Annotated in this window: 22 protein-coding genes; 18 read left to right on the top strand and 4 right to left on the bottom strand. The window is 46.7% G+C overall.

Features of this window, described 5'->3' with window-relative positions:
* Positions 1-7: 7 nt before the first annotated feature.
* On the bottom strand, positions 8-499 hold the full coding sequence (gene ispF / locus ACZ45G_RS04440; protein WP_464175469.1) for a 2-C-methyl-D-erythritol 2,4-cyclodiphosphate synthase: 492 nt from the start codon (positions 497-499) through the stop codon (positions 8-10).
* 154 nt (positions 500-653) lie between these two features.
* Here ispF and ACZ45G_RS04435 point away from each other — a divergent pair, with 154 nt between their 5' ends.
* The 5 genes from ACZ45G_RS04435 (at position 654) to ACZ45G_RS04415 (ending at position 6,049) form a co-directional block, all read left to right on the top strand.
* Entirely contained in the window at positions 654-1,988 is a 1,335-nt protein-coding gene (locus ACZ45G_RS04435; RefSeq protein ID WP_464175467.1) for a DUF945 family protein, read from the top strand.
* A gap of 145 nt (positions 1,989-2,133) precedes the next feature.
* Positions 2,134-2,706, top strand: coding sequence for a DNA-3-methyladenine glycosylase I (locus ACZ45G_RS04430; RefSeq protein ID WP_464175466.1), 573 nt, complete (start codon positions 2,134-2,136; stop codon positions 2,704-2,706).
* Positions 2,703-4,319, top strand: a complete 1,617-nt coding sequence (locus ACZ45G_RS04425) for an NAD(P)H-hydrate dehydratase (protein ID WP_464175465.1) — start codon at positions 2,703-2,705, stop codon at positions 4,317-4,319. The genes ACZ45G_RS04430 and ACZ45G_RS04425 overlap by 4 nt, the downstream gene beginning before the upstream one ends.
* Positions 4,320-4,329: 10 nt before the next feature.
* Positions 4,330-4,797 (top strand): tRNA (adenosine(37)-N6)-threonylcarbamoyltransferase complex ATPase subunit type 1 TsaE, encoded by a 468-nt coding sequence (tsaE, locus tag ACZ45G_RS04420; protein WP_464175464.1) that lies wholly within the window; start codon positions 4,330-4,332, stop codon positions 4,795-4,797.
* Positions 4,798-4,828: 31 nt separating this feature from the next.
* Complete coding sequence (locus ACZ45G_RS04415) at positions 4,829-6,049, top strand: aspartate kinase (protein WP_464175463.1); 1,221 nt, start codon at positions 4,829-4,831, stop codon at positions 6,047-6,049.
* Positions 6,050-6,070: 21 nt separating this feature from the next.
* Here the strand turns inward: ACZ45G_RS04415 and pyrF are convergent, their stop codons facing one another.
* Positions 6,071-6,811 carry an orotidine-5'-phosphate decarboxylase gene (pyrF, locus tag ACZ45G_RS04410; protein ID WP_464175462.1) on the bottom strand — a complete coding sequence of 247 codons (741 nt, stop codon included), beginning with the start codon at positions 6,809-6,811 and terminating at the stop codon, positions 6,071-6,073.
* A 726-nt stretch (positions 6,812-7,537) separates the two neighbouring features.
* Here pyrF and ACZ45G_RS04405 point away from each other — a divergent pair.
* The gene (locus ACZ45G_RS04405) at positions 7,538-7,912 is read left to right on the top strand and encodes a hypothetical protein (protein ID WP_464175461.1); all 375 of its coding nucleotides are present in this window, start codon (positions 7,538-7,540) and stop codon (positions 7,910-7,912) included.
* A gap of 416 nt (positions 7,913-8,328) precedes the next feature.
* Here ACZ45G_RS04405 and ACZ45G_RS04400 read toward each other — a convergent pair whose 3' ends face one another.
* Positions 8,329-8,904, bottom strand: coding sequence for a YkgJ family cysteine cluster protein (locus tag ACZ45G_RS04400; RefSeq protein ID WP_464175460.1), 576 nt, complete (start codon positions 8,902-8,904; stop codon positions 8,329-8,331).
* A 203-nt stretch (positions 8,905-9,107) separates the two neighbouring features.
* Here ACZ45G_RS04400 and recQ point away from each other — a divergent pair, with 203 nt between their 5' ends.
* The 11 genes from recQ (at position 9,108) to moaA (ending at position 21,455) form a co-directional block, all read left to right on the top strand.
* The gene (recQ, locus tag ACZ45G_RS04395) at positions 9,108-11,288 is read left to right on the top strand and encodes a DNA helicase RecQ (protein WP_464175459.1); all 2,181 of its coding nucleotides are present in this window, start codon (positions 9,108-9,110) and stop codon (positions 11,286-11,288) included.
* A 106-nt stretch (positions 11,289-11,394) separates the two neighbouring features.
* A complete protein-coding gene (locus ACZ45G_RS04390) occupies positions 11,395-11,916 on the top strand; it encodes a response regulator (RefSeq protein WP_464175458.1) in 522 nt (173 codons plus the stop codon).
* On the top strand, positions 11,910-12,956 hold the full coding sequence (locus ACZ45G_RS04385; RefSeq protein WP_464175456.1) for a diguanylate cyclase: 1,047 nt from the start codon (positions 11,910-11,912) through the stop codon (positions 12,954-12,956). Before ACZ45G_RS04390 ends, ACZ45G_RS04385 begins: the two co-directional genes overlap by 7 nt.
* 47 nt (positions 12,957-13,003) lie before the next feature.
* Positions 13,004-13,489 (top strand): acetolactate synthase small subunit, encoded by a 486-nt coding sequence (gene ilvN, locus ACZ45G_RS04380; RefSeq protein WP_464175455.1) that lies wholly within the window; start codon positions 13,004-13,006, stop codon positions 13,487-13,489.
* 167 nt (positions 13,490-13,656) lie between these two features.
* Entirely contained in the window at positions 13,657-14,997 is a 1,341-nt protein-coding gene (locus ACZ45G_RS04375) for an HDOD domain-containing protein (protein ID WP_464175454.1), read from the top strand.
* Positions 14,998-15,017: 20 nt separating this feature from the next.
* Entirely contained in the window at positions 15,018-16,424 is a 1,407-nt protein-coding gene (gene selA / locus ACZ45G_RS04370; protein ID WP_464175453.1) for an L-seryl-tRNA(Sec) selenium transferase, read from the top strand.
* The gene (locus tag ACZ45G_RS04365; RefSeq protein ID WP_464175451.1) at positions 16,421-17,656 is read left to right on the top strand and encodes a tetratricopeptide repeat protein; all 1,236 of its coding nucleotides are present in this window, start codon (positions 16,421-16,423) and stop codon (positions 17,654-17,656) included. The genes selA and ACZ45G_RS04365 overlap by 4 nt, the downstream gene beginning before the upstream one ends.
* Before the next feature lie 101 nt (positions 17,657-17,757).
* A complete protein-coding gene (locus ACZ45G_RS04360) occupies positions 17,758-18,000 on the top strand; it encodes an FmdB family zinc ribbon protein (RefSeq protein WP_464175450.1) in 243 nt (80 codons plus the stop codon).
* Positions 18,001-18,005: 5 nt separating this feature from the next.
* Positions 18,006-18,947 (top strand): hydroxymethylbilane synthase, encoded by a 942-nt coding sequence (hemC, locus tag ACZ45G_RS04355; RefSeq protein ID WP_464175449.1) that lies wholly within the window; start codon positions 18,006-18,008, stop codon positions 18,945-18,947.
* A complete protein-coding gene (cobA, locus tag ACZ45G_RS04350) occupies positions 18,940-20,475 on the top strand; it encodes a uroporphyrinogen-III C-methyltransferase (protein ID WP_464175447.1) in 1,536 nt (511 codons plus the stop codon). The genes hemC and cobA overlap by 8 nt, the downstream gene beginning before the upstream one ends.
* Positions 20,472-21,455 carry a GTP 3',8-cyclase MoaA gene (gene moaA / locus ACZ45G_RS04345; protein ID WP_464175446.1) on the top strand — a complete coding sequence of 328 codons (984 nt, stop codon included), beginning with the start codon at positions 20,472-20,474 and terminating at the stop codon, positions 21,453-21,455. Before cobA ends, moaA begins: the two co-directional genes overlap by 4 nt.
* Before the next feature lie 30 nt (positions 21,456-21,485).
* Here moaA and ACZ45G_RS04340 read toward each other — a convergent pair whose 3' ends face one another.
* On the bottom strand, positions 21,486-22,544 hold the full coding sequence (locus tag ACZ45G_RS04340) for an AI-2E family transporter (protein WP_464175445.1): 1,059 nt from the start codon (positions 22,542-22,544) through the stop codon (positions 21,486-21,488).
* A gap of 250 nt (positions 22,545-22,794) precedes the next feature.
* Here ACZ45G_RS04340 and ACZ45G_RS04335 point away from each other — a divergent pair, with 250 nt between their 5' ends.
* Entirely contained in the window at positions 22,795-23,811 is a 1,017-nt protein-coding gene (locus tag ACZ45G_RS04335) for a sensor domain-containing diguanylate cyclase (RefSeq protein WP_464175444.1), read from the top strand.
* Positions 23,812-23,896 lie beyond the last annotated feature (85 nt).

Raw genomic sequence — 23,896 nt, 5'->3', positions numbered from 1 at the left:
GCGCATATTATCCAACAGCGCGTATTAATAATGTTGTCTGGGCAGCAATGCCCTCTTTTTTTCCGACAAACCCAAGCGTCTCCGTTGTGGTTGCCTTTATATTTACAAGATCCGGTTCCAATTCCAGCACCCGGGCGATGTTTTCTGCCATCGCCCGCTTGTGGGGGCTCAGTTTGGGTGCCTGGGCAAAAAGGATACAATCCATATTGACAATTTCATATCCTTTGTCCACAAGAAGATCATGGCATTTCCCAAGAAGGATGCGACTGGAAATCCCCTTGTATTGGGGGTCTGTGTCGGGGAAATGGTCTCCGATATCCCCAAGACCTAGTGCCCCGAGAATAGCATCACAGACTGAATGAATCAATACATCTGCATCAGAGTGACCCTTCAGCCCTTTTTCATGGTCAATCTTCACGCCGCCGAGGATCAGATCCCGCCCGAAAACCAATTGGTGGATATCCATTCCTGATCCTATTTTTATATCCGGTCTTGTCATGTATAGAATATCTATCCTTTTTTAAATCCTGCAAGCAAGAAAATAAAAATATTATATTTGTCTTTTCTTTAAAAGTCAAAGTGTTGCTAAGCTGTCTGGTTTCTGGTACCAGGAGGGATTATAGTGGTAAAAACCGGAAATAAAAGGAATTTACATGAAAAAAATTATGCTGTCCCTTGTCTTGATTCTCTTGATCGCAGGAATCGGAGCTCCTATTTTCAACGGAATGATGATCGAACGGGTGGTCAAAAACGCGGTTGATAATATCAACACACGGTATGCAGACACAGGCTCTGATATAAGGCTTCGGATTGTTCAGTATGATCGGAATTTTTTATCTTCTAAAATCCAATGGGAGATTTATCCGGGCGCCCTTGGCAGAGTTTACGGCATTGAAAAGGTTATCTTGATTGAGCGTGCCAAACACGGGATTTTAGGGACTACATCCACCACAAGTCTTGAGAAAAACCGCTGGTTTTCAACCTTTGTTAAAAATGAGCTGGAGGGGAAAAATCCCCTGGATATCCAAACCCGGTATGATGTTCTGGGCAATATAAAATCAAGTCTTACCCTGGATGGATTTTCAATCAAAAAAGAAGATGAGCTTGTGGATATCCTACCGGCGCATTTTTTTATCCAGAGTGACAAAGAGGTTAAAAACCTCATTTTCAAAGGCAATTGGGAAGGGATAATAGCCCCCGGAAAAATCAAATTAGCCGGGGTTTCCCTTGATTCAACCCAGGATAAAATAACATCTTATATCTGGCAGGGGAAGACGTCAATTTCAGCCGACCACATCTCCTTGGATGACGGGCAAAATCTTTTTGAAATCGCAGGGTTCACATCCGACACCACCGTGGCCTATGATAAAAAAACAGATTCAATATCCCTTGAAATGGCCCCTGGAATCACCCGCATCAAATTCCAGGGGGACACGGGTCGTGATCTCTTTGTCCGATTGTGCATCAACAAGATAGATGCCCGGGGGTATGAAGAGATTGTAAAAATCTATTCCAGGGCAGTGAACGACACCATAAAAAGTATTGAGTCACAACAACCTGCCGAGGACATGACCGATTATATAATGGAAAGGATGGAGAAACAGATTTCCAAAACTGCGCCCCAATTGATCACGGCCTGTGAAAAGCTATTGAGAAAAGGACTTGAAATCAAGATAGCAGATCTCAGGGCTCAGCTGCCCCAAGGAAAGATCAAAGGGGATATATCATTGAGCCTGAGCCAGGACATGACAATGATCCAGTTCATACCCATTGCCATGCAGCCTTCGGCAGCCCTTGAACTATTTTCCTTGAAATCCGACATTTGTATTCCCCATGGGCTCACAGGGGACAACCCCAACCTGCTTTCTCCGGTGTATCCCGGAATGCAGACCGGCCTGTTCCTGAAAAAGGGGGATAATTTGATCCACAGCGCAGAAACAAGGGAAGGCAAGCTCTTTGTCAATGGACAGGAAGTGTTGTTCAACTAAAACAGGGACAAATCATACCGCTTCCATGGGATGGGGCAGGCCAGGAAAAGAGTGCCGGGGTTCCTTGGTTTTTATATTGGTAAATTACCAATGAATACTGTATATATTTTCCATGGACACAAGGACAAAAAAAGGGCAAAAAAAAATGGAAAGATGCAATTGGGTGACCCATGATCCTGTATATATCCATTACCATGACCATGAATGGGGGGTTCCGGTTCACGACGACAAAACATTGTTTGAGTTTCTTATTCTTGAGGGAGCCCAGGCAGGTCTCTCCTGGATCACCATTCTGAAAAGAAGAGAGGGATATAGAAAGGCATTTGCCAATTTTGACCCTGAACAAGTGGCAGGGTTCACCCAAAAAAAAATTGACCAGCTCCTCTTGAACCCGGAAATTATCCGAAATAAACTCAAGGTCAATTCAGCCGTCACCAATGCCCGGGCCTTTTTAAACGTCCAAAAAGAGTTTGGATCATTTGACACCTATGCCTGGCAGTTTGTGGAGGGGAAACAAAAGATTAACGCCCTTACCCGTAAAGATCAGCTCCCTGCAACCTCAAAGGAATCAGATACCTTTTCAAAGGACCTGAAGCAACGGGGCTTTAAATTTACCGGGTCCACCATTATCTATGCCTACATGCAGGCCACGGGCATGGTCAACGACCATTTGGTATCTTGTTTCCGATACCATGACGTGATGGAGAACCAGATATGATTCTTGTAACAGCCAGTCAAATGCAGCGAATGGACCATAAAACTATCAATTCCTTTGGCATCCCCGGGGTGGTATTGATGGAAAATGCCGGGCGAGGTGCAGTGGACATGTTCCTTAAAAAATTTGGCCTCCTCTCTAAACAAAATCTGGCTAAACAAAATCCGGTCAAACAAAATCCGGTCAAACAAAAGGTAGGGGTCATTGCGGGGCGGGGAAACAATGGTGGAGACGGGTTTGTCATTGGCCGCTATCTCATGGAAAAAGGGATTCCCACCACGATTTTTCTCTTGTCCACCCGGGACAAATTAACCGGGGATGCCAGGACCAACATGGGCCTGGCCCAAAAACTTGTCGAACAAAACCCAAACGCAAACCTCATAGAAATCCCGGATGCAGAGGAGCTTGCCCGGCAAACGAGACATCTCCTCGATCAGGATCTCTTTGTGGATGCCATCTTTGGAATAGGCCTCAACGCTGATGTCAGGGGCTTCTACAAAGAGGTGATTGAACTTTTAAACGGGTCTGAAAAACCGATTTTTTCCGTTGACATCCCCTCGGGCCTGAATGCAAACACAGGAGCGGTATGCGGCGTCGCCATACGAGCTGCTGCCACTGCTACCTTTGCTTTTGCCAAAATAGGCCATATTCTCTCTCCGGGAAACCAGTATACCGGAGACCTTGAAGTCATTGACATCGGCATCCCTGATTTCATTGTACGAGATGAAAATCCCCGACTGTTTTTGATGGCGCCCAGGGATATAGCACCCCTGTTTGTGCCCAGAAAATTTGAAAGCCACAAGGGCAGTTTTGGTCACCTTTTGGTTATTGCCGGCTCCCCGGGAAAAACAGGTGCCGCCGCCCTTTGTGCCAATGCCGCCATGCGAAGCGGTACCGGCCTTGTCACCCTGGGGGTGGCCAAGGGCCTGAACCCCATCCTTGAATCACAGGTAATTGAGCCCATGACCGTGCCCCTGGCACAAACCCCGGAAGGATATTTATCCGACCAAAGCCTGGCAACCATCCAGGCCCTTTTAAAGGGTAAGCAGGCATTGGCCCTGGGACCCGGAATTGGAACCCAAGGCCCCACCCAAACCCTGGTAAGACGACTGGTCACTGACACCCAGGTTCCCATCATCCTTGACGCCGATGGAATCAATTGTATTGCCGGCCACACAGAACTGATCAAAGCAAGAAAGGCTCCCACCGTCCTGACCCCCCACCCCGGTGAAATGGCAAGGCTCACTCAAAAGACAACCCAGGAAATCCAGGCCGACCGTAGGGGAATTGGTACCCAATTTGCCCAGGAATACCAGGTGGTTCTGGTCCTGAAAGGCGCCCAGACTCTTGTCTGCTGTCCAGATGGCAGAACCTTCATTTGCCCCACAGGGAACCCGGGCATGGCCTCGGGGGGCATGGGAGATGTTCTCACCGGACTGATTGCCGGATTCATCACCCAGGGATTTTCCATTGAAAAAGCTGCCATGGCAGGCGTTTTTATCCATGGGCTTTGCGGAGATTTTTTGGCTGAGAAGACCCCCTTTGGATTTCTTGCTTCTGACATGATCCCTGCCATTCCCAGGACCATCCATGACCTTTTAAGACAAAAAGAATAACGGGGGAAAATTGATAAAAAAATTACACTCCCACACCGCTGAACAAACCCTGGATCTGGGCAAACAAATCGGACAGGCTGTATCCGGCCAGTTTTCCATTGCCTTGATAGGAGACCTTGGAGCAGGCAAGACCACCTTGGTCCAGGGCCTGGCAAAGGGCCTGGGTGTCGATGACAGCTATTATATCACAAGTCCCACCTTTAATATTATAAATGAATACCCCGCCCGAAACCTTCGCCTGTGTCATTTGGATCTTTACCGGCTGGGCAGTGCAGAGGAACTGGAATATATTGGGTTTGACGACATGATGGGACCCGATGCCGTCATTGTGGTGGAATGGCCCGGGTTCCTGGAAGAAATACTATTTAAATTTGACCTTGAGATTAAATTTGAATTTAATGAAGATTACAACCGAATCATATCCCTTTTCCCCTCTGGACAACCCGGTGTAAATCTGGTAAGCAAACTATTTTTATAGATATTAACGAACCTAAACTTCTGGAGTTATCATGGCGTTAAGAGTACAAAAATATGGCGGCACTTCCGTGGCAGATATCGAGCGGATCTCCAAGGTTGCCGACCGGGTACAAAAAGCCTATGACAAGGGAGATCAAGTGGTGGTGGTCCTATCTGCCATGTCAGGTGTCACCGACAAATTGATCACCCTTGCACACCAGGCCTCCAAAACCCCCGACAAAAGAGAACTGGATGTGCTCCTGGCCACAGGAGAACAGACAACCGCTGCCCTGCTTTCCATGCTCCTCAAATCCCGGGGGTACAAAGCCAAATCCTTCCTGGGCTTCCAGGCAGGTATCCACACGGACAAGTCTTCGGGCAAAGCAAGAATTATGAACATCGATTGCAACAAAATTCAATTGGCCCTTGATAACGGGATTATTGCGGTTATGGCGGGTTTTCAGGGGATTGATGATAACGGAGATATCACCACCCTGGGCAGGGGAGGTTCCGACACCTCGGCCGTTGCCATTGCCTCCTCCCTGAAGGCGGATGTCTGTGAGATCTTCACCGATGTCGACGGGGTTTATACCACAGACCCCAGGATCTGCAGTGCGGCCAGAAAGATATCAACAATTTCCTATGAAGAAATGCTTGAAATGGCGATTTTAGGCGCCAAGGTGCTTCAGATTCGATCGGTTGAATTTGCCAAAAAATTTAATGTACCCTTACATGTCCGGTCATCATTCAATGAGGAGGAAGGAACAATGGTCATCAATGAAAGTGCTGATATGGAAAGTGCCATCGTCTCAGGCATTACCTGTGATATGAATGAAGCAAGGATCACCCTGAAACGGGTACCGGATCAGCCCGGCGTATCTGCAAAGATATTCGGCCCCCTTGCAAGGGCGGAAATCATGGTGGATATGATCATCCAGAACACCCGGTCCGGCGGGGAAACTGACCTGACCTTCACGGTGACCAAGGATGACTTTGATCGGGCCAAGGAAATTTCCGAAAAAGTAGCAAAGGAAATAAGTGCGGGGGAAGTGCTTATTGCCAAAGATATTGCCAAGGTCTCTGTAATCGGTCTGGGCATGAAAAGCCATTCCGGGGTTGCTGCCATCATGTTCGAAGCCCTAGCTTCTGAAAATATTAATATCCGTTTGATCTCCACTTCCGAGATCCGGATCTCCTGTGTTATCCTTGAAAAGTATGCAGAGCTTGCCGTTAGGACCCTGCACACCGCCTTTGGCCTGGACCGGGAAGAATAGGTCAATGAACCCGGGCAGGGATCAACCGCCCGGGGTTTGTATTCCCAGGACAGCATCAATTTCCCGGACCACTCGCTGGGCTGCCCCGGCAGGGTCAGCCGCATCCCGGATAGGCCTTCCAATGACAATGAGGTCACTTCCCTGCTTTACTGCCTGGGCCGGGGTTGTAACCCTTTTTTGATCATCATTTTCAAGCAGGCTCCATTCCGGCCGTATCCCCGGCGTCACCGCCAGAAAATCCCGACCAAATTCCTGTTTAATCTGCGCCGCCTCCCTTCCTGAACAGACCACCCCGGCACACCCGGCTCTCTGGGCCATGCAAGCCCGGACCAGCACCAGTTCATTGGGGTCGTTCACATATTTTTCCTTAAACCCGCCGGCTTCAACTGTCGTTGAATCATTATCCGTTAAAAGGGTCACCCCCAGCACCCCTGTTTTCCCCCTGCCCCCTTCCACTGCCATTTCAAGCATCCGGACAGACGCACAATGGACCGTAACCAGATCCACCCCCAGATTGGCAACCCGGCCCATGGCCCGCTTTACCGTGGCGGAAATATCATGGAGCTTTAAGTCCAGAAAAATCTTTGCATCACTCAACTGTCTTACCATTGACACCACACAAGGCCCCTGGTCAATAAAGAGTTCCAGACCGATCTTGAACATCCCCACATGGCCGTCCAAAAGACGGACATAGGATTTTGCCTCTTTGAGTGAGGCAAAATCCAAGGGAAATACCATATAATCCTTACCTGTTTTCTGCATAAAATATCCTTCCTAAGAGGGGTCATAAAATTTAAAATCATACCATAATCGCAATAAATTTTCCCAGGGTAAAATTTGCCCAGGGTAAAATTTTCTCAAGGTAAATAAACCCGGCAGACCTGTTGCGTTAAAAGCAATCACATAAAGGCTTAAAAAATTGAAATTGAAATTGAAACTGAGATTGGGAATGACATTATTCCACCGGTTGGAATGGGTTGCAGCTCACTGATTGAACAATTCCTACAGGTTCTAAATTCCGCCGGGCTAAAAGCCGTGAACTGCGGTCCAGTAGGTCCTCAAACAGCACGTCTTTCTTAACGCCCAACTCCATTAAAAACCTGTACACAATTGCAATCAATGGTTCGCCCGCAACCCACCCCAAACTCCTATACAGCACCTATCCTCATTTATATCCGGTCAGAAAAAAACCAACTAAGGCCAAAAACTGATTACTCAAAATTTTTGATTATGAAGATACCCCCTCCCAAAAAAAATAAATTTTTAATTTTTAATTCGATTATATATCCGGTAAACAATGTATAGAGTTTCTAAAACCATGATTTCAAACTGGAATGTCTTTTTCCAATTAAATTTACCATTGAAACTATGGATAAAAAAAATAATATACCATATTATGTGGTTGGTGTTTTGAATAAGATGTTGCATTCCTTCACTATACCGCTTGTTTGGAAACGTTTATGTGTATGAAATAATAAGAAAAAAAATATGAAATATAGACTTGATAATTTATCTGAGTTGGCACTTCTTCTTAACTTTATTCTTGCAAAGGCATTTTTAGCTAAGGGCCTTGAAAGTAAACTGAAATCACCTCTTTCAGTATTTTCTAAGAGCCTTTTCATTAATGAAAAAAAGATGGATTTAATTCTTCAGAAGATTGAAGACGCCTTTATCGAAATTCATAACAACCAATTTGTTAAGTACAAATTTGAAGTGGTAATTTCACCAAAACAAAAAGATATGATGATTCATATCTCAATAATAAATAACGATATAATCAGAATTGAATCAATAAAAAAAATGTTGCACGAAAATGCTCATAATTTGGATCGCATTGGATATGAAGCAACATTAAACTTTTAATAAGTCCATAAAAATCACATAACAATGCAAATCAACTTTATTCATTAGAAACATTCCGATTCAGATTTTTTTTGAACACCACTCGATAATATAATAACAGGTTTCCAAAATCTAATGGAATAGGATATACGCTGATCCTGATAATACACCGCCTAAATATGACTTATATTTTTGAATTTTTGATACCCTAAAATGAAATCATTAAAACCAATAGACGCTGCCTTGGAGGCTGGGGTGGGATGCGGGAGAATCGTTGATTGCAATTGTGTACAGGTTCAGCCTTCAGCGTAGCGGAATTTAGAACCTGTCAGAATTGTTCAATCAGTGAACTGCATTCCACCCCGGCCGGTGATGGTGAGCTCGATTATTTCAAAAATTTATTTGGGAGCTTTGATTTGAAATTTTGGCAGGTTCCCCTATATCATCATTTTATTAATAATAATTCCATGGGATTTTCCAAAGCGCATGATGGCCTCGGGTTTGAATTCCCCGGCCAGATAAGTTTCTAAAAAAGCAGGGGTATCCAGCATGTGGAGAACAAAAGAGATATGGCCGGAATACCCGGTGTCATCTAACTGTTGCAGCGCCCTGATGGACTGGGTCGCCATGTCCATGACCTGGCGGTTGACCTGGGGGGGATTTTCCCGGGTGCAAACATGATTGGAATAGATCCTGCGACAGGCAAAGGGTCTGACCGGGTAAATCATGCAGGCCCTGTTTTTCAACAAAAAGGGACAGGGATGGGTCTCTCGTTTTTCTCTTTTCCTGATATTTTTGGCCAAGGCCTTGTTCAGGGAGGTTTGCCGGGCCCGGGGAAGGGCCTTTATAGCACGTTGGATCTGCAATCCTTCCAGGCTTGTCGTATCAATACTGCCGGCATCGGTACAGCAAAAGCTGCAGCCTTTTTGACAGGCCCCCTGGTCTGTGTATACCTTTGTCCCCTGGGCAAAGGATGAATAAATCTTCGCCAATTCCGGTATTTTTTTTTCCATGGTCTTTTCCTTTTGTTTTCCCACCAAATCTATTGTGAGGTATTCTTTATCACAGTAAATGGGATGCGTCCAAAAATAGATTTCCAAACGCATTCTCCGTTAAAAGGCTTCCTCCATCATACTTTTTTTTAGGGGTGAAAAAAAACCTTGATCCCAGAGCATACAATCAAATATATAATAGGGAAAAGGAGAGAAAATACCCTATGATGGACCAGGCAAAAACAATTTTAGAAAAAACATTTGGATACCCGTCCTTTAAACCCTTCCAGGAAGCGGTTATTAAAGGGGTGCTAAACCGTCAGGACACGGTCGTGGTGCTGCCCACCGGCGGTGGCAAGTCCCTTTGCTATATCATACCGGCCATAATATTCAAGGGCCTTACCATTGTGGTCTCTCCCCTGATTTCCCTGATGGAAGACCAGATTGGCCAACTGACCCAAACCGGAATCCCTGCTGTCTGTTTAAACAGCATGCTGACCCCGGAAGCCTATGGCAACAATATCCGTCTTCTCCAGGCAAACAAGGTTAAATTATTGTACCTGGCCCCGGAAACATTGATGATGCAAAGAACTCTGGAATTGCTGGAAAAACTTCCCATAGACCTCTTGGCGGTGGATGAAGCCCATTGTGTGTCTGAATGGGGGCACGATTTCAGACCGGAATACCGCCAGGTTCAAAAATTTAGAAAAAAAATTCCCCATGCAGTTGTCATGGCCCTTACCGCCACGGCCACCCCCCAGGTCCGGACCGATATTTTAACCCTGTTTAATATTCCGCCGGCCAATTTTTTCATGGGCAGCTTTAACCGGGACAATCTATTTTTGGATGTTCAGATCAAAAATGACCCCCAGGCCCAATTACTCAATTTTATTAAAAAATTTCCCAGGGAATCCGGAATTGTTTATTGTACCACCCGCAAATCCGTGAACATGCTATGCGAGGTATTAACGGCCAATGGATTCTTGGCAAAGCCCTACCATGCCGGGTTAGAGGATGAGCAACGCCGTCAGAATCAGCTGGGATTCATCCGGGACGATATCCAGATCATGGTGGCCACCATTGCCTTTGGCATGGGCATTGATAAACCAGATGTGAGGTTTATTGTCCAGTATGACCTGCCCAAAAACATTGAGACCTATTACCAGCAAATCGGAAGGGCCGGACGGGACGGGCTCAGATCCGATTGCCTGTTGCTGTATTCCCAGGCTGACACCCAGACCATCACCCGGTTTATCCTGCAAAAAGAAGCCGACATCCAGGCGGTGGAACAGGAGAAACTGGCAGCCATGCTTGCCTTTGCCCGGTCAGAACTTTGCCTTCGAAATCCCCTGCTTGGGTATTTTGGAGAATCTTTTCCCGGGAACTGCCAACTGTGTAAAAACTGTCGGCCCGATCAACAGGAACAAATAGACATCACCCTGTTTGCCCAAAAATTTTTATCCTGTGTCAAACGAACCGAGGAGATCTTTGGTGCCAACCATATTATTGATGTCCTCAGGGGCTCAAGGGCAAAAAAAGTTTTGCAATTCGCCCATGACCAATTATCCACCTATGGGATCGGAAAAGAACTGGCTGCCCAGGAATGGAAATTTATCTGTGAACAACTTCTGGCCCAGGGGCTGATGGTCACCACAGCTCCCCACGGCAGCCTGAAACTTACCCCCAGGGCCTGGACCGTTTTCAAAGAAGAACAAGTTGTCAAGGCACCCAAATTTAACAGAACACCCGTTGTCACAGACAAAGGGTTTGCCATGGCATCCTGTGACAATAAATTATTTGAGAGGTTACGACAAAAACGAAAAGGTTTGGCTGACCAGATGGGTCTGCCCCCCTATGCCATACTGACGGACAAGACCCTGACGCAAATGGCCCATATTTTCCCTAGTTCAAAGGAATCCCTTGACCATATCCATGGCATTGGCGCCTATAAACGAGAGACATTTGGCCGAACATTTTTAGATGAAATCCAGGCATATTGCAATGAAAACCAAATTGATGAGATGGACCGGTTTGATGTTCCCCCCCCCAAAAAAAGAACCCGGTCTGCCGGGGACAAACCACCCCGGTATCAATATTTTGGAGATCTTTTCAACACCGGAATCTCTGCCCAGAAACTTGCCGACACAAACCAGATCAAACTAATCACGGTTCTCACCCATTTAGGGGCCTATATCCGTGGGGGGTTTATCCTGAGAGAGACCCGTGAATTCATCCAATTGTCCAATACAGACCCTGACACATGGGAACGGGTGAAACAGGCCTTTGAAGAACAGGGAACCCTGGCGCTGAAGCCTGTCTTTCTCCACCTGGACCAGGAGATCTCCTATGAGAGGCTCCATCTGCTGAGGCTCAATTATTTAATACAAAATCAGAATCCCGATTAAAATATATTTGAATGTTTGAATCGAATCTGGTAACAAATACACTCCAGCCCAGGTTTTACTAAAGGTCAGTTGCAATTCATTGTTTCAAAGGGGGATAAATTTGTACATGAACGACAAAGAAAAATCCAGGGACGAACTCATTGCAGAAATCAGGTCTCTTCGTATGGAAAACAGCCGGTTAAACAAAAAAATTTCTGAACTTCACCCCATGGGAAATCAGTCTTTAAAAAAAACAATCCTCATCGTGGACGACAATAAAAATGCCAGGACGGCAGCGGCTGAAATGGTTAAAAGGATTGACTATACAGTCATTGAAGCAGACTCCCCCCAAAGAGCAGTCGAGCTTTTCACTGATCAAAAGGTACCCATTGATCTGATACTCTCCGACATTGTCATGCCCGACGGCGGCGGACTTGCGATGGTAAATAAAATCAGAACATTAAACCCGGATATCAACGTCATCTTCATGTCCGGATATGCTGAAGATGAGATTGTCCACGACCAGGTATTTGAAATTCAGAACTCTTGTACAACTTTTATTAAAAAGCCCTTTACCATGGAAGAGATTGGTTCACTTCTTCGTCAACAGCTTGACAAAAAGGCAGGAAATCAGGGTGATGCATGTTAGATAATATATATCCGGAATCCATCGATGCGTCAGGAAAATATCTACGGCTGACCCTCCAATATATTTCCCAGTATAATCTTCCGTATAATCCCATAACCTATGCATTGTGGTATGAATATACCACTGGGAGAAATGAGAAATTGCTCGCCGATATACAGGCCCTGCAAAAAAATGAAATTGATATCTCCTTTGAAATCGTCCTCAAATTGTTCAGAAAACATGTGGTAAACAATCAGGTGCTTCTGGCAGAAAAAAAAGGCAGTGAATTTCAGACAATTCTTACGGAAATGGCCAGGCAATTGGGCAATTCTGGCGACGAACTGGATGACCAGGGCAATTCATTGAAAAACCATGCCAAGAAACTGAGCCGGACGACCTCAATAGAGGATGCCTCAGCCATTGCCCAGGAAATTGTGTTGAAAACAAAATCAGTGGTGACATCCAGCCGGAACCTTAAAAAAAAGATGGATGAAACGATTTCGGAAATCAGCACCCTGAACGAGGAACTGAAAGGGATAAAACAGGCAGCAAAAACGGATATACTCACCGGTCTGTTAAACCGGAGAGGGTTTGATGAAGCCATATCTGAAGCACAGCAGTATTCTATCACCCATAAAAAGGCTTTTTCCATCATCTTCACAGACATTGATCATTTTAAAAAGGTCAATGACACCCATGGCCATCTCATCGGGGACAACGTGTTAAAAATGCTTTCCAGGCTGCTCAATGAACATATCAAAGGCAAGGATACTGCCGCACGTTTTGGGGGAGAAGAATTTATCCTTATCCTGCCCGACACCCCTCTGAAAGGAGCCTTTATTCTCGCCGAGCAGATCAGAAAAAATCTTCAAACCATGAGATGGGTTGCCAAAAATTCAGGCCAATCCATCGGCGCCATTACCATTTCCCTTGGTGTGGCCCAATATAAACCAGAGGAGACGGTTAAATCCCTGATCCAACGCGCTGATAATGCCCTTTATTTTGCAAAGGAAAACGGAAGGAACAAAACCGTGACGGAACTGGATATGGCAACTGCCTGATCCTCCCCCTGGGACATAAAAAAGCAAAAAAAAACCAAAGGATTTAAATGAACACGACAAAATACACCCTTACCATGCTGGTTGAAAATGAACCTGGTGTAACTGCCAGAATCACAGGCCTTTTTGCCGGAAGAGGGTATAATATTGAAACCATCTGCGGTGCGCCCACGGCAAACCCGAAAATGTCCAGAATCACCATCACCACCCATGCCAATCCCTTGCTGCTTGAACAATGCATGAAACAGATCAAGCGCCTTGTCAATGTCATCAAACTTCGGGACATGACCGGAGAAAAAGCCATCAAACGAGAAATGGCACTGATCTGCGTCAAGGCCAAGCCTGAAAACCAGTCAACAATAAAAGAAATTATTGCCGACTTCAACGGAACCATGATGGATGAAGGAACGCAGCAATATATGTTTGAAGTCACAGGAGATGAAGATACCATTGACATCCTCCTGGAAAAACTTGAGCCCTTTGGTATCAAAAGGCTTGCCCGATCTGGGGTTCTAGCCCTTTACAAAGAATCCTAAGTACCTGGAATTTTCCTCCGCCTTTTAAGAAACACACCCTCTGACAAGGGTCAAAAACGACTCGTTAACCAAGTCCGGTGTTTAGAACAATCAGATAAGGGTTGAAACCTTTGGAGGATTAATGATATTAATTACAATTTTTAATGTGGATAATATTAGACTGACACATGAGTTATCAGAGAATTGAACATATTGCTGCGGGGTTTCTGAAAGCGGATATAAGATCCTCAAGTATCTACCAGGCCTATCTGGGCACTTGCCTGGGGGTAGCCCTTTATGATACGGCTCTTAAAATCGGTGGAATGATTCATATACTGCTTCCCGAACCCCTGGGGAGTGCAGGGGCTCATTTTCCGGAAAAATATGCATCCACTGGAATCCCCATACTGATCAACCAGTTCATAGGCTTGGGCAGTTCCCCTCAAAATATCAAGGCGGTCATTGCCGGAGGCGCTCTTGTGGGACCGGTTTCCCACCAGGACATCGGGTTGGATATTGGCGGGCGGTCTGCTGACATTGCAAGAAAAATCTTACAACGCCATAACATTGAGGTTATCAAATCTGAAACCGGCGGTTTTTTTATCTGCACCCTTGAGCTCAACATGCGAACAGGTAAAACCACCATCAATCCAGCTTGGGAGGATGTCTGCAAATCCCAGCAAGACCTTACCCCACCCACCCTGGATGATATTAAAAAAACCATTGAAACCATCAAACCCATTCCCCAGGCCGCCTTGAAAATCTTCAGGATGGTTCAGGAAAACCGTTTCGGAATAACAGATATTACCCGGGAACTTTCCCAGGACCAGGTATTGAGCGGTCAGACCCTCAAATTGTGCAATTCCGCCATGTTTTCCGGCCCCGTCAAAATTGAAACCCTCACCGATGCTGTTTTATTGCTGGGGGAGGACTTGCTAATTAAATCTGTTATCACGGCAGCAGTGAATGCTTACTATAATCAGACCGGGACATCCGGATATTCCCTGTGCCGGGGCGGCTTGTTTTTCCACGCCGTGGGGGTGGCAATAACGGCTGAAACCATCGCAAAAAAAACAGGAAAAGCTATTGCCAATAAGGCCTATACCGCAGGACTTCTCCATGATATCGGCAAGGTAATTCTGGACCAGTACATATCAGACCGGGCCCCGCTGTTATTCAGAGATCTCAGCCTGGAAACACAAAGTTTTCTCAGTGCAGAAAAAAAACTGCTGGGCATCACCCATTGTGAAGTAGGCGCTTTCCTGGCCAAAAAATGGCAGTTTTCCAGGGCTCTTTCCCAGGTCATCCGCCACCACCACCACCCGGAAGAAGCAGAAGACAACAAGAACCTTGTTTATATTGTCTACCTTGCCGACCTCTTGATGGAAAAATTTCATACCGGCCATGACCTTGAAAAAATGCAGACCCAAAGTATCGGCCCTGTTATTGCACATCTTGGACTCACCCTGGCAGATATACCGGAAATCATTGATGCCACCCCCTTAAATGTCATGAATACTAACGAATAAAGGCCGAGAAAAAAACAAAAATGCCCCCTACAGACAAACACCAGCAGTTAAGAGACCTTCCAGGGGTGGACCATCTTCTGGAAAGCATTAAAGGGGATGAGCGGTTCGTTGAAATCCCCCGGAAGGTTATCCTTGAATCCATCCGCTCAATTTTAGGAAACATCCGTCAAGATATCCTTGACAACCATACCACAGATATTCAAAGCAACAAGATTATTCAACAAACCCTTGATGCTGCCCGGGAACGAATCAAAAACAAGCTGGTCCCGGTGATCAATGCCACCGGAGTGGTCCTTCACACCAACCTGGGTCGAGCGCTGCTGTGCGAGGATGCCCTGAAAAACATCCAAACCATTTCCCAGTCCTACTCCAACCTGGAACTGAATCTTTCAACCGGCAAACGGGGAATCCGGTATACGGCTGTGGAAAGCTTGATCTGTGAACTGACAGGCGCCCAGAGTGCCATTGCCGTCAACAACAATGCCGGGGCGGTTTTACTGGCCTTAAATACCCTGGCAAAGGATACCGAAGTGGTGGTTTCCCGGGGGGAGCTGGTTGAAATCGGCGGATCCTTCAGGATACCGGATATCATGTCCAGAAGTGGATGTCATTTAAAAGAAGTGGGCACCACCAACAGGACCCATTTAAGGGATTATGAACAGGCGGTTACACAAAACACCGGCCTTTTTCTCAAGGTACATACCAGCAATTACAAAATAGAGGGGTTTACCGCCAGTGTCGGACTTGATGAGCTGTCTGAATTAGGGAAAAAAAAGAACATCCCGGTGATGGAAGATCTTGGCAGCGGAACCCTCATCAATTTCTCCAAGTATGGACTTCCGGCAGAACCCCTGGTGGGAGATTCAATCTCATCGGGAATTGACGTGGTCACCTTCAGCGGTGATAAGCTTTTAGGAGGCCCTCAATCCGGGATTATTGTAGGAAAAAAAGAGGCCATTGAAAGAATTAAGGCCAACCCCCTGACCCGGGCTTTGCGAATTGACAAACTCACCCTGAGCGCTCTGGAAGCCACCTTAAAGCTTTATAGGGATGAAAAACGTGCCATCAGGGAGATCCCCACCTTGAGAATGCTGACCATGTCCTATGACCAGACCTGCAAAAAGGCCAGGAACCTGGAAAAACAGATCAAAAAAATCATTCATACCACCGCCCGGGTAGAACTGGAAGACCTGGAATCAAGGCCCGGGGGCGGGTCATTCCCAGAGCTTAAATTGCCCACCCAATGTATCACCATACGCCCGGAAAACATGTCGGTTGCACACCTTGAAAAAAGCCTGCGCCAGGCATCTCCTGCCATCATCGGCAGAATAGAGGGAGATCGCTACATAATAGATCCCAGAACCATTCAAACAGGGCAGGACGAAATTATTTCAAAAAACCTTGGAGAAATACTATTAAAAAAATGATTCATAAATTTACATCAAAGGAAATCCATTTTTTAAAAGCCGAGTCAGACGGGCACCCCATTCAACCGCCCAAAACTTTTTTTTCTGACCTTCTCCATGACCAGACCCAACAGATTGAAACCTTGAATACCCGTCTTGCAGCGGCGGATATACCAGGGGATGCCTTTATCTGTGCCGTGGTTCAGATATCAGAAAGCGCATCCGGGAAAACAAAGGAAAGGGCAAAGGATATTTTTGAAGCCTGCTTTCACTCGGTTCTGGACAAAGAACGGGGACTCTGGGAAAGCCTGGATGACACCTCATTTGCCCTGGTATTCTGGGACTATATCAAAGAGGAAAATGGATCCCGCCTCCTTTCCCTGTTAAAGGAAAAAATATCAACGGCGCTGAAAGCCGATATCCTCATGGGAGTTGCCACCTTCCCCTTCCACGCCTTTAAACAAAACGATATTCCGGGCAATGCCCTCAAGGCCATTGACCATGCGGCTTTTTTCGGACCCAATCACATGATTTATTTTGATGCCGTTTCCCTGAACATCAGCGGAGACCGGCTTTACCAGCTCAACCACTATAACCGAGCCATCCAGGAATATAAACGAGGCCTTGAGATAGCACCCCAAAACATTAATCTCATCAACAGCCTCGGGGTCTGTTACGGCGTCATAGGCAAAATCGACCAGGCAAAAAAAGAATTTGAAAAGGCCATTGCCATTAATCCCAGGGAGGTGATGGTCATCTATAATATCGGCCTGGTCCATCGAATCAATGAAGATGAGGACAAGGCCATCCTCTATCTTAAAAAAGCCCATGGCATTGACCAGAACCTATTTGAAATTGAACTGCTTTTGGGACAACTGCTGTTTAAGCAGGAACACTGGCAAAGGTCTCTGCCCCATCTTGACGCGGCAGCCAGGTTAAATCCAGATGCCGCCACAGCCTTTAGAATGAAGGGAGAAATTTTCCTGGATAAGCTAGGTAAAAAAGATCCCCAACGAGCAAGCGCTGAATTTAACAAGGCCTTGAAGCTGAACCCATCGGATGCCATTTCTCTATCCGGATATGCCCAGGCCATGGCACTTCAGGGGAAAAACCTGAAGATAGCCTTGAACTTTGCCAATCGAAGTGTGGCATTGGAACCGGACAGTCTCCTGTTCAAAAACCGCCTAAAACAGATCCAGAAAATCTGTGACAAGTTAGAAGCCACCCGGACCACCACCATTAAATCAGCTTAATCAAAAATAAAAATAACCAAATTGATGCCTTGAAAAACACCTGTTTAGCCACTATATTAATTTGATTATTAAATATTTAAAAGATAAGAGGTTATAAACCAATGCCAATTTACGAATATAAATGCAATGCCTGTAAAAAAAAATTTGAAACCCTTGTCATGGGAAGTTTTAAACCCCAATGCCCTGACTGCGACAGCCAGGACCTGTCCCGGCTCATGTCCACCTGCGGGTTTGTGTCCAAATCCACCGGGGCCAGCGGCGCCCCCCAGGTGACCACTTCAGCAGGCGCTTCTGCCTGCAGCGGCTGTTCCTCCACCAACTGCAGCTCATGCGGTATGGGATAGCGTTCATGAAAAAAAACATCCGCATCGGCACAAGGGGAAGCCAGCTTGCCCTGTGGCAGGCCCATCATGTCAAATCTCGTATTGAAACGCTTTTTCCGGAACTTAAAGTGGAAGTTATCACCATTTCCACCAAAGGAGACAGGATCACCGACCGTCCCCTGGCCCTGGTGGGGGGAAAGGGACTATTTGTCAAAGAGATTGAAACAGCCCTCTTGAACAAGGAGATCGACCTTGCCGTCCACAGCATGAAAGACATGCCCGGAGAAATGCCCGAAGGACTTGTCATCGGTGCCATACCCGAAAGGGAAAACCCCTTTGATGTAATGATTTCACGGGAAAACAAACTTTTGGCCGACTACCCGGCCAAGGCCAGAATCGGCACCTCCAGTCTTCGACGGGGCTCCCAGCTGAAAGCAGCCCGGCCAGACCTTGAAATTTTGTCCATCAGGGGAAATCTGGATACCCGGCTCAAAAAACTAAAAGCTGGGGATTACGATGCCATTGTTCTGGCAGCGGCAGGCCTGATACGGTTGGGCCAGGAACATGAAATCACCCAATATCTGGATGAAGTCCTCATGGTTCCGGCAGTGGGCCAAGGGGCGCTGTGCATCCAAACCCGGGAAAATGACAGGGACATATCCCCTGTCATGGAACGGCTGGACCATGGCCCCACCCGGCTCTGCGTCACAGGAGAACGGGCATTTCTCAAACAGATCGAAGGCTCCTGCCACATCCCGGTGGCCTGTTATGCCCAGATCAAGGACAACCAGGTAATCCTGACCGCATTGGTGGCCTCGGAAGACGGTCGAAAAGTTATTAAACGACAAGCTACCTGTCCTGAAGCCTCCCCCGTGTCTACCATTGAAGACCACGGTCGAGGGCTTGCAACTCAATTGCTTGATAATGGCGGAAAACAAATATTGGAGAGTTTAAACTCAAATGACTGATAAAACAGGCACGGTATATCTTATTGGGGCAGGTCCCGGAGACCCGGGTCTTTTAACCATACGGGCAAAAGAATGTATTGAATCCGCCGATGTGGTGGTCTATGACTACCTGGCCTCCCCCTTTCTGCTGAAGTATGCCAGACAAGAGGCCGAAATTATTTACGTGGGTAAAAAAGGTGGGGATCATACCCTGACCCAGGATAAGATCAATTTATTGCTGGTGGACAAGGCAAAGCAGGGATTGTCCGTGGCCCGGCTGAAGGGCGGGGATCCCTTTGTCTTTGGACGGGGGGGAGAAGAGGCCCAGCTGCTTTTGGAGCACGGGGTCCAGTATGAAGTAATCCCGGGGGTCACCTCGGCCATTGCCGCCCCGGCCTATGCAGGGATTCCCGTAACCCACAGGGATCATACCTCCTTTGTTTCCTTTATCACCGGCCATGAGAATCCCAATAAACAAGACTCAAGCATGCAATGGGATGTATTTGCCAAATCCAATGCCACCCTGGTCTTTCTCATGGGGGTTAAAAACCTGAGAAATATCGTTAAAAACCTTGTGGCAAACGGCAAACCCGCAGACACACCGGTGGCCCTTGTCCGCTGGGGAACCACCAGCCGGCAGCAGACCGTAACCGGTACCCTTGAGACCATTGTGGAAGTGGTAAACAAAGCAGGCCTGAAATCGCCTGCCATCATTGTGGTGGGCCATGTGGTTTCCCTTAGAAAAGAACTTGCCTGGTTTGACAAAAAGCCCTTGTTCGGTAAACGGATTGTCATCACCCGGGCCCGGGCCCAGGCCAGCGGCCTTGTCTCCCAACTCACCAAGCTGGGTGCCCACTGTCTTGAAATCCCCACCATTAAAATTATCCCGGCCGAAGATACGGCTCCCCTCAAAAAAGCCATTGATAACCTGAACCACTATGACTGGCTGGTACTGACCAGTGTCAACGGGGTCAAATCTTTCTTTGACACCCTCTTTGACATGGGCAAGGATGTCAGGGCCCTGGGCCATTTAAAATTTGCCTGCATCGGTCCGGTTACCAAGGAACGGTTGGCCGACTACGGCATCATCAGTGACATCCTGCCCGAAACATACCGGGCCGAGTCGGTGGTGGATGCATTTTCACATATGGATATGCAGGGAAAAAAGGTGCTGCTGCCCCGGGCAAAGGTGGCCAGAACCATTTTACCCGAAGAGCTGATTAAAATGGGGGCTAGTGTGGATGAGGTGACGGCCTATGAAACCATCCTGTGCGATGATGACAAAGAAACGCTGATTTCCCTGCTCACCGACCAAGAAATTGATGCTGTGACCTTTACCAGTTCCTCCACTGTCTCAAATTTCATGTCATTGCTGGAATCCCAAGATGCTGCCAAGTTGTTAAAAGGGGTCACCATTGCCAGTATCGGACCCATCACCTCGGATACGGCAAGAGCCCTTGGCATTGAACCGGATCTTGAAGCCAATCCCTATACCATCCCAGGCCTTGTGGATGAACTGCTTAGCTATTATAGCGACAATAACTCATGATTGCCGGCAATCGAACCATCAATTATCTGCGAATATCCGTCACAGACCGGTGCAATTTTCGGTGTCGTTATTGTGTTCCCTCGTCTCCTTTCTCCGTCATTGAGCATGACAAAATTGCCCGGTATGAAGAAATCTTGCGGATTACCCGTCTTGGCTGTGAACTGGGAATCACAAAGGTAAGAATCACCGGGGGGGAACCCTTTGTCCGTAAAGGGATCTTCTCTTTTCTGGAACAATTGTGTCAACTTGATGCCCTCCAGGATATTTCCATTACCACCAATGGTGCTCTTTTAACCCGGGATAAAATAAAATCTCTGATCCAGATGGGGATACACCGATTAAATTTCAGCCTGGACACCCTTGACCCCGCCAAATTTGCAGCTATCACCAACAGGGATCGGTTCCACCGGGTATGGGATTCCATCATGGCAGCCCATGAGCTTGGCATCTCCCCCATTAAAATCAATGCCGTGGCCCTCAGGGGCTTCAATGATGATGAGATTTGTGCCATTGCCGGCCTCACCCTGAAATACCCTTTTCATATTCGGTTTATCGAGTATATGCCCATGGGGGACTCAGATATTGAAAGTCAGCAGCAGATCCTGACCCGGGAAATACAAGATAGAATTGAATCCAGCTTAGGCCCACTGATTCCCATGGAAAGGGAATATAACGACGGACCTGCCAAGAAATTCAAACTGGCCAATGCCCAAGGGGTGGTGGGATTTATTACCCCCATCTCTTCCCATTTTTGCTCTGAGTGCAACAGACTGAGACTGACCTCCCGGGGAAACCTGCGCCCCTGTCTTTTGAATGATTATGAACAAGATATTCTAACCCCCCTGCGCGCTGGGGCATCTGATCACCAATTAAAATCGATCATTGAATCAAGCCTGACCCACAAGCCCCTGTTTCACTCTCTCAATGATCTGAAAGACAAAAACATTCCCATCAGTCATATGAACTCCATTGGCGGATAATTTTAAAGGAGATGTTCGTTAAAGTGGTGTTTAAGACCTGTTTTCTTGTTCCATCAAAAATGCAGCCGCCTCCTTGTTTGAGCCCAGAAGGATAGACAGCCATCGGGTTGAGTCCCCGCCCCCAAGGGCAATTTTGACCGCCATGGTCAGGGGGACAGAAAGCAGCATCCCCACCGGCCCCAGAACCCATCCCCAAAATGCCAGGGAAAGAAAAACAACCAGGGCGGACAATCCGATTCCTTTCCCCATGATCCGTGGTTCAATCACACTGCCCACAACTGTGTTCACGGTCAAGAAGCCCAATCCCACGAAAGCAGCCGGCACGGGCCCCAGCTGAACCAGGGCCAATAAGACGGTTGGAACCGCAGCAATAATAGATCCGATATTAGGAATATAATTGAATAAAAAGGCAAAAACCCCCCACATCACCGGGTAATCAACCCCCTGCACCACCAGCCACAGGAAAATGGCCAGACCCGTTGCAAGACTTGTCAGTGTTTTAATACCAAGGTATTGGTTCACCCCCATGGTAATTTCAGAATAGCGGCTCAGATCGGCATTCCGGCCACTGGAAAGTGCCCTCAGTTTATTGGGAAACCCGGCTGCCTCGGAAAGGATGAACAAAAAGGTCAAAAAGACAAAAAAGGTATTGGTCAGCACACCTCCCAGGCCGTTCAGTGTATTTGCCGCCAGCTTGAAAATATGGCCTGGGTCAAACATTTGGGTCAATTTAGCCGCATCCACATGAACCCCATACCGGGACAAAACCCCTATAACCCTGTGAATCAGAGCCATGAGCCGTTCCTGGTAGAAAGGAATATTGTTAGAAAAATCAACAATGGAAGAAGAAACAAGGGTTACCAACACCATTTGAACCACTATTACCCCGAGCATGAGAATCAAAATTGCCGCAATACTGGGGATCCTTTTTTTTTGCAGCCAGAATAAGGGCGGCGCACAGATAATGGCAAGAAAGACTGCCAGAAGAAAGGGAACAACCAGGACAGAAGCAGCCTTCATCCCGGCTACCACAATGACAAATGCCGCACACCCCATAAGGGATCCATTGCGAATACGTATGGTTTCCATATGCTTTTCCCTTAAACCGTTTGAGAAATAATCTGCCCTCTATTTATCAAACCCGTCTGCAAAGTCAAGAACACTGATAAAAACAGAACTATTCTGGTGGTTATTAATCCATCGGCCCGGTGGATTTGCCTAAAATCCCCTAAAACGATTTTGACAGTTGACTTTCTGGTCCATGCCCATTAAAGGAAGGTAAAGAAATGGTATTGTTGAATACAGGATCTGGAAATTTAAACTATCAGGATTATGAAAAATGGAGATTCCACACTCTCTTTTACAAAGGTTAAAAGAAAATGAGAATACTGCCCGCAAATTCAATGAAATAGAGATCAGTATCCTCACCATATTAAATTTCCAGGATTTTCTTGAAAGACTTTTATTTGAAATACGGGATAAATTTTCCATTGGCTATATCTGGATTTCGGTTATCGAAGAAAGCGATATTGCAAAACAGCTCCATGATATTCAAGATTCTGAGCTGTTAAGGACCTCCACTGCCTTTGTCCGCCAAAAAAAGTTTTTATCCGTGACAAATAACAGCAAACGCCCCTTGCTGGCCAATAAAAATCTGGATATTTTTCACGCCCTGGTTCCCGAGATCCCCACCTATGAAATGGGCTCCATTGCCATTGCCCCGATTACGCTGGATGGAAAAATCATTGGAAGTATCAACCAGGCAGACAAGGACAAAACCCGGTTTGAACCCGGCATAGACACCTCATTGTTAGAGCAGCTCGCCCTAAAGGTCTCCTTGTGCCTCTCAAATGTCACCGCCCATGAACAATTAAAATTTTTAGCCTTCCACGACCCGTTGACAGGTCTGTTGAACCGAGGGGTTATGGAACGAATCCTTGAAAGGGAATTTCAACGTGCCCGACGGTATCAGATTGAGTTGAGCCTTCTTTTTCTGGATCTTGATGACTTCAAAGCGATCAATGATACCTTTGGACACGACAATGGAGATCGCGCCCTTTGTCATGTTTCAGACTGCCTGTCCCGGCTCAAGCGGGATTCTGATATTGTGGCCCGGTTTGCCGGTGACGAATTCATTGTCATCCTTCCCTCCACCAGCAAGGCCCAGGCAGAGCACTATGTTACCCGGGTGACAACCCGTTTGGAATCAACCCCCTTGTCTGCCAATGAGACTCCCTTTTATGTAAACCTAAGTTATGGAATTTCCACTGTCTCGGAAAAGGACATTGATTCATCAAAGAGCTTGTTAAAAGCGGCAGATAAGAGACTATACCAGGCAAAGCAAAGCAAAAAATAATATTTTACCATGGGGTTACGCTTCATCCAGCAAAATTTCAGGTCTGTCATCAAATCCTCTTTTCTAATCGCCCATGATTTTAGTA

The sequence above is a fragment of the Desulfoconvexum algidum genome (assembly GCF_055382125.1).
This window is presented reverse-complemented; position numbering and strand designations above follow the sequence as displayed.

Coding starts and splice junctions, on each gene's coding strand:
- ispF (WP_464175469.1), bottom strand. CDS start 499: ATGACAAGACCGGATATAAAAATAGGATCAGGAATGGATATCCACCAA.
- ACZ45G_RS04435 (WP_464175467.1), top strand. CDS start 654: ATGAAAAAAATTATGCTGTCCCTTGTCTTGATTCTCTTGATCGCAGGA.
- ACZ45G_RS04430 (WP_464175466.1), top strand. CDS start 2,134: ATGGAAAGATGCAATTGGGTGACCCATGATCCTGTATATATCCATTAC.
- ACZ45G_RS04425 (WP_464175465.1), top strand. CDS start 2,703: ATGATTCTTGTAACAGCCAGTCAAATGCAGCGAATGGACCATAAAACT.
- ACZ45G_RS04415 (WP_464175463.1), top strand. CDS start 4,829: ATGGCGTTAAGAGTACAAAAATATGGCGGCACTTCCGTGGCAGATATC.
- pyrF (WP_464175462.1), bottom strand. CDS start 6,811: ATGCAGAAAACAGGTAAGGATTATATGGTATTTCCCTTGGATTTTGCC.
- ACZ45G_RS04405 (WP_464175461.1), top strand. CDS start 7,538: ATGAAATATAGACTTGATAATTTATCTGAGTTGGCACTTCTTCTTAAC.
- ACZ45G_RS04400 (WP_464175460.1), bottom strand. CDS start 8,904: ATGGAAAAAAAAATACCGGAATTGGCGAAGATTTATTCATCCTTTGCC.
- recQ (WP_464175459.1), top strand. CDS start 9,108: ATGATGGACCAGGCAAAAACAATTTTAGAAAAAACATTTGGATACCCG.
- ACZ45G_RS04390 (WP_464175458.1), top strand. CDS start 11,395: ATGAACGACAAAGAAAAATCCAGGGACGAACTCATTGCAGAAATCAGG.
- ACZ45G_RS04385 (WP_464175456.1), top strand. CDS start 11,910: ATGTTAGATAATATATATCCGGAATCCATCGATGCGTCAGGAAAATAT.
- ilvN (WP_464175455.1), top strand. CDS start 13,004: ATGAACACGACAAAATACACCCTTACCATGCTGGTTGAAAATGAACCT.
- ACZ45G_RS04375 (WP_464175454.1), top strand. CDS start 13,657: ATGAGTTATCAGAGAATTGAACATATTGCTGCGGGGTTTCTGAAAGCG.
- selA (WP_464175453.1), top strand. CDS start 15,018: ATGCCCCCTACAGACAAACACCAGCAGTTAAGAGACCTTCCAGGGGTG.
- ACZ45G_RS04365 (WP_464175451.1), top strand. CDS start 16,421: ATGATTCATAAATTTACATCAAAGGAAATCCATTTTTTAAAAGCCGAG.
- ACZ45G_RS04360 (WP_464175450.1), top strand. CDS start 17,758: ATGCCAATTTACGAATATAAATGCAATGCCTGTAAAAAAAAATTTGAA.
- hemC (WP_464175449.1), top strand. CDS start 18,006: ATGAAAAAAAACATCCGCATCGGCACAAGGGGAAGCCAGCTTGCCCTG.
- cobA (WP_464175447.1), top strand. CDS start 18,940: ATGACTGATAAAACAGGCACGGTATATCTTATTGGGGCAGGTCCCGGA.
- moaA (WP_464175446.1), top strand. CDS start 20,472: ATGATTGCCGGCAATCGAACCATCAATTATCTGCGAATATCCGTCACA.
- ACZ45G_RS04340 (WP_464175445.1), bottom strand. CDS start 22,544: ATGGAAACCATACGTATTCGCAATGGATCCCTTATGGGGTGTGCGGCA.
- ACZ45G_RS04335 (WP_464175444.1), top strand. CDS start 22,795: ATGGAGATTCCACACTCTCTTTTACAAAGGTTAAAAGAAAATGAGAAT.